Below are 15,647 nucleotides of genomic sequence, written 5' to 3'. Positions count from 1 at the left end.
CTACTCCTCGTTTTAACAATAACTTGTCTATCTCTCTTCGAAAGGTCTAAGTACAAGAGTCTATTGAGTGTATTATAAGGGCTTTACCTCCTTTAAGGATGAAGAGTGCAGATGAGATTACAAAAGAAGGAAAGCCTCGCCTTTCAAGGCGGTGAGGAAGTCAGCTAACTAAAACATCCTAAATTATTTTTCTAACAACAATAATCTAGATTACTCACTAAGGGTAACGTCATTCTCCACTAATCAAGACTTAGGAGATTATTTCGAACCGGTGATTTCTCTCAGGGCAGGGATAGTGCTGATCTTAATTACCTTCCTCAGTGCGTTTATTATTGCAGGTGGCATGCTTATTATTCCTCCTTCCCCCAATCCAGCTACATGATTGGGATCACTCGTAATATGCTGAACCTCTATGTTAGGTGACTCCATGGCTGTCAATACAAGATAGTCACTGAAGTTTTGGGATACAGGAATACCATCTTCATTATACTCGAGTGAAGAAAAAAGTGAGACCTCGACACCTTGAAATGATGCCCCTACTATTTGTCCCTCTGCAATTTTCTCATTAAGTATCTTCCCCGCGTCATGTATAACATAAGCCCTCCTAATAGATGGCATTTCGGTCTCTCCAATTTCAACCTCCACCACCTGACCCATACACCCATATGATATTGAAGAGTTTATTTTGCCCTCTTTGAGGTCGTTGGCATAGGGTGATTGGAAGTGACCTACAGCAACTAACCCTTGCTCAGTATTTCTGAGTTTTATGGGGTCCCAGTGGAATATTCCAACCAATTGCCTTAAGGATATGGATTTATCTTCAGTCACAGTGGTGACTTTTCCCTCCTTTATCTTTAGGGAGCTCTTTTGGACTCCTAAGAGCTCAGAGGCAGCCAACAACAGCTTGTCCTCTAAACTCTCCAGAGCCCTATTTAAGGCTTCCATGACTATGGGCGCAAATCTGCTGGAATATGTCCCAGAGGAAACAGCCCAAGGTCTCTCTGTGTCTGTCCTATATATCACGTCTACGTCCTGAGGTTTTACACCTAATCTCCTTGATACTTGTTCCGATATTATAGTCTCATGACCTTGACCTTCATTACTCCCGTTCACAAAAACCTTAACTTTTCCGTAAAGGTCAATATAGACCATTACAACGTCTTGTGCTGAGGACTTAGGTAAGAAGTCTGATGACTCTCTGGCTAAATCCAGGTAGCCAATATTTGTCCCAGAGGGCTCAATTATCAGGGAGACTCCTACTCCAATTCTCTTACCTTTAGCCCTCTCCATCTCTGCATCAGCACTAAATTCATCATATACCTCCTTCATCCTCCTCAACACTTTATAACAGCTGAACGACCTATACTTACCACCAGAAGCCGTTTCATAGTACTCGTCCTTTATAACATTCTTCATCCTAACGTCTAGTGGATCCATCTTTATCTCATCCGCGAACATATCAATTGTTGTCTCAATAGCTGTATACAAGTGGGGAGCACCGTAGCCTCTATTCAGACCGGTAGGAATAGTATTAGTTAAAACTGCCATGTAGTTCACCTTCATGGATTTAATGTCATAAGCTCCTGTTAGGTTGCCGTGGTTCCTCAACAGGTTTCCTGGCTCTGGCGGTCTAGGATAGGCACCCAAGTTATCAATGGCTTTGATCTCAATTGCGTTTATTTTCCCACTCCTATTACCGTAAACTTTTACCACAGACTCCCTTTCAGCTCCTGCAGAGCTCGCAATAACGTGTTCTGACCTCGTCTCCCTCCACAGTAATGGTCTCCCTATTACACGACTAGCCGATGCAATTAACGCCATGTAAGGGTAAATCGCGCTCTTTATACCGAAAGAACCTCCGATATCTCTTGGTCCTTTCAGTAAAATATCAGCTCTCAACGCCTTTGTGAGCAGATAGTGAATTGAGTACGGTCCTTGAAAGTTGGAGTATATCTCATATTTATCCCCGTCATATCTTGCAAACACCTCATATGTCTCTAGTGGTGAACAGCTATATCTGGGGAACTTCAACTTATTTTCAACAACTACCTCTGACTTCTCTGATTCGTACTGAAAGTCACCAAAAGTGAAAGTTTTATTTAACACTATATTTGATTTTACTTGAGGATGGATCGGTTCGCTTTTCAGTGAATCCTCTATGGTAACTACAGGTCTAATAGGCTCATAGTCTACCTGAATGAGTTCTTTGGCGTCCTCAGCCTCATATTGGTCCTTGGCTATTACCAGTGCTACCGGTTCACCGTAATACACAGCCTTATCCCTGGCAATGGGATAGTACTCTACTTTCGTATCTAGAGAAAGGGGAAATGGGCTTAAAAAGTTCATGAGGTCTTTAAACGTGATGACTTTAACACCTGCTCTAGAAGCGTCACTGTAATCTATTTTCTTTATAAGCGCATGTGCATACGGAGATCTGAGTATTGAAACGTATAGATGATTTTTGTACTCTTTTATTATCATATCATCGATGTAACTTCCCTCTCCCTTGACGAACCTCAGTCCTTCTTTAAACATGGCTATTTACCGTCAAAATTTGGCTTCCTCTTATTCAGGAATGCATCTACCCCCTCTTTGAAATCTCCACTGTACTTCAACAATCCGAAGGTTTTCCTCTCAATATCGTATCCAACATACATTGGTGAATCAGCTATCTCGTGTAACACTTTCTTCAGTGCCTTTAAGGCTAGAGGTGAAAGACCAGCTAATTCCTTAGCAACTTCATATGTCCTTTCGTCTAGCTTCTCTACGTCCACTATCTCGTGGACTATACCCCACTGATAGGCAAGTTGAGAATCGATCCTCTTCCCTAACATGAGCATATACGTAGCCCTAGAGAGCCCTAGTACTTTAACCAACCTTGTTATTCCACCGCTTGCAGGTACCATGCCCAATCTTATCTCTGGTAATCCGAACTCACTTCTTGGAGTCGCAATCCTTATATCGCATGATAGCGCAAGTTCTAAACCAGCGCCAAATGTATAGCCATCAATAGAGGCTATTACAGGTTTGGTTATCCTCTCTGAACTGGAAAGATCTTCTCCCCAGTCAATAAGAGTTTCTGGAGTCAGGGAGAGGAACTCACTTACGTCGCCACCGGAACTGAAAGCCTTCCCTCCTAACCCTCTCACAATAATTACTCTCACGTCCGGTGACTTCTCTAGTTCTAGTATTCTCTCTCCTATCTCTCTCCTCATACTCACAGTTATGGCGTTCATTTTCTCTTGTCTATCAATTAGTACCTTACCTATCCTATTTTCTTTATCCAACTCCACCTTAATCATTTATTTCACCACCAAATATTTTTGTTATAGATTTAAATTTTTATCCTTAATCTCATTAATTTATTATGTTCATTCCCTCTTCACCGTCTCTGGATTCTCAAGTGTACTTACATCTCCTAGTTGTGAACCACTCTCAATTGCTCTCAACACCCTCCTCATGGTCTTACCACTCAGAGTATGTGGCAACTCTTTCACAATCTCCACCTCCCTAGGAACAACGTGAGCTCCTAGCTTAACTCTTACGTGGTTGATTATTTCGTTCTTCAACTCATCTGACGGAGAATAGTCCTTCTTTAGCACTATATATGCCTTTATTCTGAATCCCCTTATTGGGTCCTCAACTCCTATGACAGCTGACTCTGCAACTGCTGGGTGTGTCATTATAACGCTTTCGATCTCAACTGGACTGATCCTGTACCCTGAAACCTTTATTATGTCATCAGCCCTTCCAAGGTACCAAAAGTAACCGTCTTCGTCCATATAACCCATATCACTTGTTAAATAATAACCATTCTTGAAACTGTTCCTCCACCTCTCCTCATCGTTCCATATACCTTTAGCCATAGCCGGAAAGTCAGGATCTAATGCCAGTATTCCCTTAGTGTTAGGCGGTAGGGGATTACCATTTTCGTCCACTACAAGTGCCTTTACACCTGGCAGTGGTTTGCCCATTGACCCTATCTTAATGGGCATTGAAATGTAGTTTGCAATGACATAAGTTGCAGTCTCGGTCTGACCATAACCATCATGTATTGGTACCCCAAAAACCTCCATACTCCACCTTATTATGTCAGGGTCAACATACTCCCCTCCTGCGTGGATGAACCTAATTGAGGAGAGATCAAATTTTCTGGCGAGCTCAATACCCTCCTTTTTCAGTAGCCTAATCGCAGTTGGTGCAGTGGACATTAAAGTGACCTTCACCCTCTCTATGTTAGAATACCAGCACTCTGCGTCAAATTTCCCCTCGTAAGACACTATTGGAATGCTGTTGAGCCATGCTGTCCACACTCCTGCAAACCCGGCAACCCACGCGGGATCTCCTGTGTGCCAAAACTTATCCTGTGCATGCATGTCAAAGTGGTATTTACCAGAGAAGTAATAGAAGGTCATAATGTCCTGTGAGTGCCATATTCCCTTTGGTCTTCCAGTTGTCCCTGAAGTGTACAATATCAACGTGGGATCATTTATCGACCTCTCCACATATGATATGTTATGCACGTTCGGTTCGTTCATTATCCCCTCTTCTGACGTCTTTAAGATCCTTATCCCTGAAATGTTCTTAAACTTATCAGCAAGTGATTCATGTAAAATTGCCACCTTAGAGCCACTGTTCTCAACTCTATATCTAATTGCCTCCTCACCGAATGTGGAGTATATAGGGACTATGACTGCCCCAATCATGCCAATAGCCATGAGGGAAAAATACAGTGATGGTACCCTTTTAGACATTACAACCACTCTGTCTCCAGGTTTAATACCTGAGTCCTTCAAAACAGCCCCAAAGCGTGATGCTTTCACCTCTAGGTCATGGAATGTATAACTCTTGATATCTCCCTTCTCGCTGATCCATATCAACCCACTCTTGTCTTTGCCATCAGAATTTAGATCCATAACGAGCTTTGAGACATTTCCCTTTTCCACAAAATTCAGTGTTTTTCTAGCGTTATTCCAGTTAAAATTCCTGTATATTTCGTCATAATTTGTAAGGTTTGGTTTCACTACTATCTTTTTATCCCTTATTACTTCAACCATAATCCTATCACATATTAAAATGGGGTTAAAGCATTTTTAAATATATTTATTAATTCATTATTTTCATCTTTAGTACATTAACGTGGGGTGTTGAAGGGAGTTAACTTCAAGACATTTCTTCCTCTTGTTAAGGGAGAAGTGTTCAAAAACCCGTCTAACCGAATTTAAGGTTAAGACAACATGTTCTTTCCGAGCTTTTTAATGTAATTATTGACAATCTTTCTCTCTGCGTTCCTAAGGTGAAAGACGAAAGTGGGCTCTGAAATACCCAGGATCTCCGATAACTCCTTTGACTTTATCTTTCTCGGGTAGTCGAAGTAACCTAAATCTAGGGCTGTTGTCAACACTTTCAACTCCCTATTGGTGAGGTTTTCTGTGGGTATGTCGTCCTCAATGTTCACCTTGACTATTTCAGCAAACTCCTGGAACTCCTTAATGAGCCTGTTTACCTTATATTCATAAACCAGGAGGTTCCATATCTCTTTGCCGTCATACTTCAGTGTACTAATGAGTATTCCATTGTTCCTGTTTATGATAGAGTAAATGGAGTTGTCATAATCCCTGACTAGGTCTACGTAAAACCTGTTTCTCCATTTATAAATGTTAAAAATATCCTTTACCTTGCCTCTGGACTTCAGATTCATTATGTCCCTATATCCCTTCTCAGACATCAGTAGGGAGACCTTGAGAATATTCCTCTCAGGGTAGGGTGTCAAATTCAGTATGTTAGCGATCTCAGGTACCTCATAATACCTGCTCCAACAGTTCTCATGTATCAGACTGAGTCTAAGGAACTTCAGGGGGTATTTTGTGAATGTCGCCATGATTGATTATATTTTTAACTAGTAATTAAACCTTTGTACATTAATTCAAAATTTCTTCCCATGAGATAACATAAACACCATGTTATATTGGAAAGTACAAGTTGTAAGTTAAAAGAGATGGTGAATCTAACACAACAACCCTCTTCCTTAGCCTTATTTCTCCGTTTAGGGATAGTAAGTCCTCTCTTTCTCCTGTGATTACACTCTGGCTCCCTTCATTCATCTCTATCCTAAATAGGGCTATATTACTCCTCACCCTCACAGTGTTGTTTGAAGCCTCCTTAACCCTTATGTTTCCCACTATTCTCCTAAATCTGCTGAGAGAATCCTGAAGAGCCCATCCTGATGGATGATACAGACGCTTAACCATTTCACTCAGTTTCTGCTTATTTGCCTTCATGAGGAAGGAATCTTCCGAATACTTAAGTTTAGCTCCCTTTTCGGGTTGGACATAAGTTATAAGGTACTCAAAATCCTCTCCCAGCATCTCTAACCATTCCCTATACATTTCATTGTCCAGAATTTCAGCTTCGTTGTAGAGAAATTCACATAAGTTTATGTAAACCTGTGGATCCACCATGGCAATATTCACCATTTTACCTCATACCCCATTTCCATTAACCACCTTCTCCAAAAGGTCCTTGGACCATCTTCATGAAATTGAGTTGGTCTAACTAACCCTGGACCACGCCAGTCCCTTAGAACTGGTAGATCTGAGACAGAATCTAGCCCACCTATAATTAGCTGGCTTATTTTCTTTGCCAAATTCCCTGAGGCTGATTTAGATATCCTCCTCCATATGGAAGTATCATCCATTTCTGCAACTCCAGAGGGACCAAAGTGGCTCGTTGTGACTTCATATACTCTCTTTGCTATTTCATCTGGTAACACTCTTGGTACCACCACCCATGTCCATACTTCAGTCTTACCAGGACCTAGAGGTTGCCATAACCTAATGAGGCTAACAGGAGAATTCGGTTTACCAGACTTGTCGGTCTGGTCTGCAGCAGTGAAGAAGCTCAAATTAGGGAATATGGTACCAACCCAGTGAGATACTCTCTGAAATATCTTAAACTGGTCCTCTGACACACCATCCGGTTTCAAGTGCTCCCTGAAGTGATCTCCATAAAAGCCAAAAAACCCTGGTATACTTTCGTCTGGTGGGAATCGCATTCCGAACGCGCCGACTGGTCTTCCTAGACTGTCATTCAGATAACAGGCAGTTATTTCACTCAAACCTGGAGTCACATACCCAAACCTGGAAATGGGGCTAGCATATCCCAACTCCACAACAGACCTGTGCGTGGTAATTGTATGTAGCCTGTCCTCTGCGAAATTAGACGCCCCTGACTTCCAGTCAAAGTCTGCAATGAACTTGATTGGCTTTCCAACAATTTTCATACCCCCACTTGCCTTAAAGAAGATGTCCAGATACCACCTTGTTTCGCCCAGGTAATCTGATAAGGACTGAGTTGAAGATCCTAAATTTCCAAATATGAGGTTCTCGTACGTATCTATTTTGATCTCATACAGGGAGACGTCGCTGAATTTAAACCTCTTATAGGCTATGTCCTTTACGGGGACACCTACAAGTTTCCCCATATTATTATATGTCCATCCATGATAGGGACAGGTAAATGTACTAACCCTTCCAAACTCAGCTTCACATAACTCGGTCCCCATATGCCTACAGGCGTTGAAAAAAGCTCTTATCTTACCATCCTCTCCCCTTGCCACGATTATCGAGTTTAAGCCTATTCTCCTCACCACAAAGTCTCCAGGGTTTAAAACTTCATCCATAAAACCTAAGAAGATCCAGTTGTTTGAAAATATCCTTTCTATTTCCTCGTTAAATACACCCTGGTCATTCATTGCCTTCAATGGTATGCCTAAATCAAGGTCAGTATTTAACATGAAATTTTCTGACTCCATGTTTATTATATATAATATTAAAACTTTACTGTCAAAATTTACTAAAGAAGTCTAAAAAGTTAATGAATTCAGTGCGTTATTAGTGTCTTGCCTGATAATTAAATTGATATAAACCAGCTGTAACCTCCGTAATATCTCTATTAACTTTGAGATAAGGCTTATAATTTACCCTATTAATGGGTTTTCAGATTAATATGAAAAAAGAAGAAAAATTTACTTCAAATCATTTTAAATGGACTTTAGCAACCTTTTTCACTTGGACATTCGACTTGTATGACCTGTTCACTATCCTACTGATTGCACCTTATATCTCTTCCCTGTTTTTCCCTTCAAGTATCACTTTCTTGTCTATAGCAGCAACATATGCAGGGTTTGCTACCTCACTGATCATGAGACCTGTAGGTGCTACAGTCTTCGGGTCTAGGGTATCGGATAAGGTAGGTAGAAAGAGGGCTATTTTTTACGGTCTAATAGGTCTTGTAATAACTTCCACATTACAGGGTGCATTACCGACTTATCAAGTAGTAGGAATTATGGCACCAGTATTACTATTAGCAGTGAGACTGATTCAAGGGGTATTCATAGGAGGCATAACTGCAGGTAGTCATGTCATAGGACCTGAGTCTGTCCCAGAGAGGTATAGAGGGATTGTAGGTGGATTAGGGTTTTCAGCAGCTGGAGTAGCATACCTCATAGCGGCTGGTTGGTTCTTCTTGACAACTATACTTTACCCTGGAAGTTCCTATCTGGAATGGGGATGGAGAGTGATGTTCTTTGGCGGACTACTGAGCTTAGCTGTACTGGGATTTGTAAACTATTTAGTCCCTGAGTCTGAGGTTTGGACTAAAATTAAAAAGAGAGGTTCAGTCGTGAAATCTCCACTTAAGGAGATATTTTCAAAATATAAGTACCAGTTAGGTGTTGCATTATTACTTTCAATTGGTTGGGGTGCAAGTTTCTATGTCACTGATGGTATACTACCTACATTTTTAAGTAGTGTAAATAAATTAGCCAAGACCGAAATAGCAATAGTCATGATAATAGGGTCAATTGGGATGTCAATAGGACCACTAATAGGAGGGGAGATATCCCAGATAATAGGGAGGAAGATAACGTCATTAATAGGTGCAATTATTATACTAGCAATAGTTGGACCTCTCTTTCTCTCCCTAGGGTCACTAAAATCCAGCGACCTAAATCAAGTAATTCTTCACTCTTTTGCAATTTTGTTCTTAGTTGATATAGGAGGAGGGATGCTAATGACTTATCTAAATGAGATATATCCAGCTAGCGTGAGGGGAACAGGAGTCGGCTTCACGTGGAATACTGGGTTCGCCATAGGAGGGACAATCCCAACCATAATCAGTCTAGCAGTAGCTTCAGCAGGTCTCTCTGCTTTCCCTTCCATAATGTTTTACACCTTAATAGTGATCTCTGTAATAATATTAGTGGGTACAATACTTACGAAGGAGACTAAGGGTACCATATCAAAGGAGGAGTATGAGACTCAAAAGGAGAGTTTATAGGATGTGGGAAATAAGATCAGAAAACATGAAAATGATTGCAGAGAAGGAAAGTTATGACATGCACTTTTACGGAAATTTAGACCTAGTTTGAGGTCGAATTAGATATGAGAAGTGTAGAGAGAGGAGGGTGTAGTTATATGAAACATGTCCTACGTTATTTATATGTATATACAGACACACTATATAGTGAGATGACCACTAGATGAAAGCAATGCTATTACGTAAATTCGGTGACCCCTTACACTTGGAAGATGTGGATGTTCCTGAAGTCAGTGTAGGACAAGTGTTAGTAAAGGTAAAATACACCGGTGTGTGCCACACTGACCTATCTGTAAGGTCAGGTGCGATATTCAATAGAATTAGCTCAAGTAAACCCACTCTACCTTTAGTTATTGGTCATGAGATAGCAGGAGAGGTCGCAGAACTAGGAGGTAACGTAGAGGGCTTTAAGAAAGGTGATAAGGTACTCGTTGATCCGTGGATCGGTGATGGGTCGTGTCATTATTGTAAAATAGGTGAAGACCAATACTGTGATAATCCCAAATGGTTAGGGATAAATGTTAATGGGGGTTATGGTGAATACGTGTTAGTCCCAGACTATAGGTATCTGTTTAAGCTCAGAAACCTGTCAACTTCAACAGCCTCGCCTTTAGCCTGTTCAGGTGTTACAGCCTATAGGGCTTTAAGGTTAGCTAATTTAGATCCCTCAAAGAGTGTAATGATCGTAGGAGCAGGGGGAGGTCTAGGGAGTATTGCAGTACAAATAGCCAAGGCTATTCACGGAAGCCTAATAATAGGAGTGGACGTAAGTGAAGAGGGTCTAAAGTTAGCCACGAATTTGGGGGCAGACTACGTCACCAGTAAGGTAGACCAAGAGGAGGTGAAAAAAATAACTAATGGTAGGGGAGTCGATGTAATAATAGATTTCGTGGGCTCAGAGTTCACCACGAGTAACTACTACACTTTATTGGCTAAGTTAGGGAAATACGTGAAAGTTGGAACCTATGGCGGTGGACTTCCCCACGATGCTGGTCTGAGACTCCACTCCATGGGTTGGCAATTCATAGGGACTCTTACAGGTAACAGGAAAGATTTCTTGGAGGTACTCGAATTAGCAGAGAGCGGTAAGATTAAGCCTATGATAACAAAGGTCTTAAGCCTTGAGGAGGCTAACGACGCCTTAGACAACCTTGAGAGAGGAAAAGTCAGTGGTCGGCAAGTACTTAAGGTCATTTAATGGGAGGGGGAGAGCCTCTACGCCCTTAAGTTACAGGACTACTTGATCACTATGGGGTTTATTAGGGATCCAGTTCCACCTATGACCTTAAGAGGGGAGGCTACGAAGAAGAAATCATATTGACCGTCTTCAGCACAATCCTTAACTAGATCCTCTAACCATAGCATTTCCATTATAGTTAGCCCCAAGTAGTTGAGGAAGAATATGTGTAAGGGGAGCATTATCCCCAGTGTGGAGGAATATGTCTGCTCTGAGGCTATCGTGTCACTACCATAAGCTATGAACTCATTTTCGTAAAACCACTTCACCAGCTTACGCTCATAGGTTATTCCTGGCTCGCTAAAATCCTTGTAAAACTCATTTGGACCCCTCTCATAGAAAGTCTTCAGGAAACCCGTCCTTACCAGGATTATATCATGCTTGTTAATCTTTACACCCTCCTCCTTAGCAGTGTCAAGTAAGTCAGTGAAAGATGTCATTTCACCCTTATCTAAACTCCCTTTACCCTTATATTTAGCTACATCAAATAAGACACCCCTACCTAAAATATCCCTCTCAGCTAACTTACTTACGTCGTCCTTAGCTAGACCACCAATGGTCGCCCAGGAGTCAAAGCCGTTATGTAAAGTGTTATCCTTCCAGTAATGACCCAATGCGTCAACCTGTGTACTACCCTGTAAGTGCATAATGACAATATCATATGCAGACTTTCCTCCCCCTAGTCTGGGTTCAGCCTTTCCTGAAATATAGGTTCCTTCGTCCTTTGTCATCAAGTGCACTATGGGTCTTCTACCTATCCAGATTGGGTCTCCCTCCTTTCTATTAATCCATAAGCCTAAAGTGAAAGTCTTCCCAGTCCTCACAGCCATCAATGATCTCAGTATGTGATCTCTTGTGACGAAATTGAGAGTCCCGATCTCATCGTCTTTCTCCCATCTTCCCCAGTTCTTAGGAGCTCTCCTTAACTCTTCTTCAAAGTTATATATCATAACTTAATAAGTATAAAGAGTATTTAAAAAATTATTTAACTAAAAAACCTGATATTTAAACGTCATTTCCCACATGTATCTCGACGTGCACAACAGGATAAGGGATGTCTCTCACCTACTTTCTTTCAATAACCGCTCTCTTAAGATAAAGCTGGTGAGAGACTACCTCAAAAGGTAAAGTAAAAGGCTCCTTGTTCCTTGCTAAAGCCTATTGTACTTACAGTAGTCTTAAGGTATTTTGTCCACGTAAGAGTAACTAAACGTAAAGCTTTACCAGAACTTCCCCACTCCATTTCAGCTATGGATCATACTAAGGGCACGCTATTGTTTAAAAATTCAAAGTCACACTATATATACACAATGAATATACGAGATTTTATTGAGAAAGTGAGGGAACTAGGTCTCCTCAGAGAGGTGAAAGGTGCAAGTTGGGACTTAGAGATAGGAGCCATTACTGACTTAAACGCTAAGAGGAGGAAATTCACCCTACTCTTTGACGAAATTAAGGACTACCCTAAGGGTTACAGGGTTCTCACAGGTGCATTACTGGACTACAGGAGGGTGAGCTTAGCCCTGAATCTTTCAGCCAATAGTGATATAGACCTGGTCAAGAAGTTGAGGGAGAGGCTGGCTTATGCATCAAAGGAGTACATGAACTACTCTCCGAGAGAGATGAGCGACTCCCCCTTGTTGGAGAACGTTGACGTTGGCGAAAAGGTTGACCTATTTAAATTCCCTTCCCCTAAATGGCATGAGCATGACGGTGGAAGATACATAGGCACAGCTGATGCTGTTATAACAAAGGACCCTGAGTCAGAGTGGGTAAATGTTGGGGCTTATAGAGTCATGTTAGTGGATAAGAATAGAGTAGCCATTTTCATTGACTCTCCTCACCATGGTAGGATACACATGGAGAAATATCTTAAACAGGGAAAGAAGTGTCCCATAGTCATCTCTTTCTCTCCACCCCTTGACCTCTTCATCTTCTCGGGAATGGAAGTGCCCCAGAGTGTGTCTGAATATAATTTCTCAGGTGCTGTATCGGGAAAGAGGGTTGAGATCTTGAGAGGAGAAGATACAGGATTACCTATCCCTGCAGAGAGCGAGATTGCAATAGAGGGGTACATTACGGGAGAGTTAACTGATGAGGGACCTTTTGGAGAGTTCATGGGATACTACGCTGGGGGAAGGATGAAGAACCCAGTCATTGAGGTAAAGAGGGTTTATTACAGGAACGACCCAATACTCCTGGGTACTACTCCAGGTATTCCACCCTATGATTACTCTTACTTCAGATGTCCGATGAGATCTGCAATGATCTGGGATATGTTGGAGAGAATTGGGATTAGGGATATAAAGGGAGTTTGGGCACACGAGGTGGGATTCTCCAGGGCTCTGGTGGTTGTGGCAATAAAACAGGCGTTTGCTGGTCATCAGACCATGTTAGGGCATATACTAGCTACGAGTCCGCTAACTTCCTACGGGGGGAGGTATGTTATAGTGGTGGATGAAGACATAGACCCCTCAGACTTAAATCAGGTGGTTTGGGCTCTGTGCACCAGAACTGATCCCGCTAACTCAATCGAGGTTGTAAGGAATGTACCAAGTACACCTCTGGACCCAATGGCTGAGAGAAAAGAGAATGTAAAAGAGTACGTCTCTTCCAGGGCAATAATATATGCAACTAAACCTTTCAACAAAAGTTTTCCTCTAGAGATTAAGGTGAGTGAAGACCTAGTGCAGAAGATAAAGGAGAACTGGAGTGAAATTTTTCAATGAAGTCAGAAACTGTGCTCTGCGGAAAGTGAGTGTGGACAAGAATTTTGTTATTTTGATATAAATTGAATTTTCTTTTTTTGTGGAAAAGTATTTTTAGGGTGAGGACGAGTTATTAATGGGTTATAACGTGAATAGGTTTGATTTCCTCACCAAATTATCTCTTTCTAAGGTTAAGCCAAGATTTCACTCCTTGGAGGAGGTTGCGTTAGCCTTAACCTCTTACTTGTCAAGTTGGAGGACTTTATTACCTCATACCACCTTACTCTACCATCTCCACAAGCTTGCTTTAATTATGAGCTTAAGATTAACGTTAGGGATGGGGATCATTTTCTTGTTGACGAGACTAGGGTTTTGAGGGTTAATGGTGAGTATTATTACTTGTGGGTTGTTAGGCATTATGAGTCTTGCTGTATTCTTCATGTTTAGTCTTAGGAGTGGTTTTCATGTTTATGTTATATTAAATGGTATTAATCTGGAGAATTGGAGGGATAAGGTTATCTTTGTACATGATAAAGCATCAGCGTACAACGCGTTCAACTGGTTTAATATAAAGCATGAGGTTGAAACGTTTGGCAAGAGGATTTTGGTAGAACTAGTTTTCAGAAGCTTAAAGCATAGACTAGCAAGCATGGACTTACCATGGAACTCAACAAGGAACACAATAACAAGTTTAAAATATTCTTCATAATTTACAATACAGTTTACTCGAAATCTATAAGTGTTAGTTTGAATAAAATTGAATTTTATTGAAGTGGATGAAATTGTTGTCCACACACCGGAAAGTTTGAGATTTCAGTTATTGATTTCGCATTCTGTCTCTGAAAAGTATAATTTTCGTACTACTGGACAGAATTAAGCGGAAAATTAACATGATATAAATATGAATTGATTGATATTTATCTTGAAACAAACTTCTTTTTTATGAATATATGGTTCTTTTTTCACGTTTTATATTCTAAAAACAAGTTTTAGGTGCGATTTGAGGGTACGATTTTACAAGATGATTATTACCAGATGATTATTACTTATATGACCTAAGGAGAAGTAAGACCAGGTTGAAGACATGGACACCTCTAATCTTCAACCTCTTCAAGTACTCACCCCTAGTCTCCCTGTTCTTGTCCAACACGTAGTCGATAACCCTGCTAAACCTCATCCTCAAAACCCCCTTATCGTGAACCCAGCACTTATATAAAACATCGTAAAACTTCTCGGTCTGAGGTAATGGGATTAAAAGGACTTTATAGTCCATGAAGTCCCCAACCCTCTCTTCAGGTACATACATCATGGGGTAAATGAAGTTCTTGTTCAATTCCTTGAGCACCCCAGTGTCTATCTCACCTAAAACACAGGAGTTTGGTCGATTGACCAAGAGAGGGGACCTCCAGTTATCCTGGTTTAGCCTGAGGACTTCCCTGATCTTGTTCAGTTGGAAGCGGTATGACGACTCAGCGCTTATTTGAGAAAATACAACCTTTTTATTACCGTAACTAGAGGCTAACCTAAGGAGACCTAAGACTTCGTCCTCTGTGCCATAAGAGAGCAGGTCATCCGATATCAGGTTAAGGTAGTTGTGATACCTCGACTGGACCTCTAGTTCTGCCTTAACCACCTCTAGGGGTATCTTCCTGTCCTTCCTCTTGACCTCTACTTCTGCATTCGAAGAGGGTCTCCTGATGGCTATGAAATTTTTTGCCCTCTCCCCATACACTACTTTAGGTAGAGGACCACTACCCTCTTTAAGCAGTTTAGGTAGTGTCTCCTCCGCCTCCCCCATTAGCACAGTATCAACCCACTCTGGAGTGTTAAGTGAAAATTCCCATGAACCAGGACCACCTACTATTACCTTGAAGTCATACTTCTCCTTTAACTCGGAGACTTTCCTCGACAGTTCCTGGAATGTGTGGAACACGTAGGGTGGGTCTCCTCCAAATATCTCAGAGAGCTTTGCAGAGACTTCAGTCTGGTTTAAGGGGTCATTAACGTAAATTCCCAACACTCTGTCTGTCCTCAAGTATCTCTCTATCCTGTGAGGTGGGACGACAACACCGTTGACTAAACTCTCTATTTTTCTCAAGCCATAAGGAGGGTATTTACTCCCGGGGAAGAAGTCAGGTATGAGCCTCAGGGGGAGGGAGGGTAAGGAGTGATAGGTGGCGTGGTCTGAGGTAAGGATCACACTATACTCTAGTGTGAGGGGATATTAAATTCTTCATGACACCCCTCTACTGTGTAAGTTGGACAAAGTCAGGGAATTAGAGAGGTTTAGGCAAATACATAGCCCTCTATAGTATAAGTTGAAA

At 41.4% G+C, this 15,647-nt stretch carries 13 protein-coding genes and 1 pseudogene; 5 read left to right on the top strand and 9 right to left on the bottom strand.

Features of this window, described 5'->3' with window-relative positions; genetic code table 11:
* Positions 1–258: 258 nt before the first annotated feature.
* From SUSAZ_09360 to SUSAZ_09335, 6 genes are all read right to left on the bottom strand, one after another.
* Positions 259–2,535, bottom strand: coding sequence for an aldehyde oxidase (locus tag SUSAZ_09360; protein AHC52091.1), 2,277 nt, complete (start codon positions 2,533–2,535; stop codon positions 259–261).
* Positions 2,536–2,537: 2 nt separating this feature from the next.
* Positions 2,538–3,302, bottom strand: a complete 765-nt coding sequence (locus SUSAZ_09355) for an enoyl-CoA hydratase (protein ID AHC52090.1) — start codon at positions 3,300–3,302, stop codon at positions 2,538–2,540.
* A gap of 69 nt (positions 3,303–3,371) precedes the next feature.
* Entirely contained in the window at positions 3,372–5,057 is a 1,686-nt protein-coding gene (locus SUSAZ_09350; protein ID AHC52089.1) for an AMP-dependent synthetase, read from the bottom strand.
* 170 nt (positions 5,058–5,227) lie between these two features.
* Positions 5,228–5,881: a bacterio-opsin activator gene (locus SUSAZ_09345; protein ID AHC52088.1), complete on the bottom strand. Its 654-nt coding sequence runs from the start codon at positions 5,879–5,881 to the stop codon at positions 5,228–5,230.
* A gap of 82 nt (positions 5,882–5,963) precedes the next feature.
* Positions 5,964–6,476 (bottom strand): small subunit of phenylpropionate dioxygenase, encoded by a 513-nt coding sequence (locus tag SUSAZ_09340; protein AHC52087.1) that lies wholly within the window; start codon positions 6,474–6,476, stop codon positions 5,964–5,966.
* On the bottom strand, positions 6,470–7,813 hold the full coding sequence (locus tag SUSAZ_09335; GenBank protein ID AHC52086.1) for a 2Fe-2S ferredoxin: 1,344 nt from the start codon (positions 7,811–7,813) through the stop codon (positions 6,470–6,472). The genes SUSAZ_09340 and SUSAZ_09335 overlap by 7 nt, the downstream gene beginning before the upstream one ends.
* Before the next feature lie 194 nt (positions 7,814–8,007).
* Between SUSAZ_09335 and SUSAZ_09330 the strand changes: the two genes are divergently transcribed.
* From SUSAZ_09330 to SUSAZ_09320, 3 genes are all read left to right on the top strand, one after another.
* Positions 8,008–9,339 carry an MFS transporter gene (locus tag SUSAZ_09330; protein AHC52085.1) on the top strand — a complete coding sequence of 444 codons (1,332 nt, stop codon included), beginning with the start codon at positions 8,008–8,010 and terminating at the stop codon, positions 9,337–9,339.
* A gap of 1 nt (position 9,340) precedes the next feature.
* A complete protein-coding gene (locus tag SUSAZ_09325; protein AHC52617.1) occupies positions 9,341–9,430 on the top strand; it encodes a hypothetical protein in 90 nt (29 codons plus the stop codon).
* Between the two features lie 111 nt (positions 9,431–9,541).
* Positions 9,542–10,576: an alcohol dehydrogenase gene (locus SUSAZ_09320; protein ID AHC52084.1), complete on the top strand. Its 1,035-nt coding sequence runs from the start codon at positions 9,542–9,544 to the stop codon at positions 10,574–10,576.
* A gap of 38 nt (positions 10,577–10,614) precedes the next feature.
* On the opposite strand, the gene SUSAZ_09315 is transcribed toward SUSAZ_09320, so the two are convergent.
* Together SUSAZ_09315 and SUSAZ_09310 are read right to left on the bottom strand one after the other, a co-directional pair.
* Complete coding sequence (locus SUSAZ_09315) at positions 10,615–11,565, bottom strand: metal-dependent hydrolase (protein AHC52083.1); 951 nt, start codon at positions 11,563–11,565, stop codon at positions 10,615–10,617.
* Between the two features lie 167 nt (positions 11,566–11,732).
* Positions 11,733–11,858: a hypothetical protein gene (locus SUSAZ_09310; protein ID AHC52616.1), complete on the bottom strand. Its 126-nt coding sequence runs from the start codon at positions 11,856–11,858 to the stop codon at positions 11,733–11,735.
* 67 nt (positions 11,859–11,925) lie between these two features.
* On the opposite strand from SUSAZ_09310, the gene SUSAZ_09305 reads away from it, so the two are divergent.
* Positions 11,926–13,344, top strand: a complete 1,419-nt coding sequence (locus tag SUSAZ_09305; GenBank protein AHC52082.1) for a decarboxylase UbiD — start codon at positions 11,926–11,928, stop codon at positions 13,342–13,344.
* 115 nt (positions 13,345–13,459) lie between these two features.
* Positions 13,460–14,094 (top strand): annotated as a pseudogene (locus SUSAZ_09300) (transposase IS6).
* A 271-nt stretch (positions 14,095–14,365) separates the two neighbouring features.
* On the opposite strand, the gene SUSAZ_09295 reads toward SUSAZ_09300, so the two are convergent.
* On the bottom strand, positions 14,366–15,523 hold the full coding sequence (locus SUSAZ_09295) for a hypothetical protein (GenBank protein ID AHC52081.1): 1,158 nt from the start codon (positions 15,521–15,523) through the stop codon (positions 14,366–14,368).
* Positions 15,524–15,647: the final 124 nt, after the last annotated feature.

It is taken from the genome of Sulfolobus acidocaldarius SUSAZ (genome assembly GCA_000508305.1).
GTDB lineage: Archaea > Thermoproteota > Thermoprotei_A > Sulfolobales > Sulfolobaceae > Sulfolobus > Sulfolobus acidocaldarius_A.
This window is presented reverse-complemented; position numbering and strand designations above follow the sequence as displayed.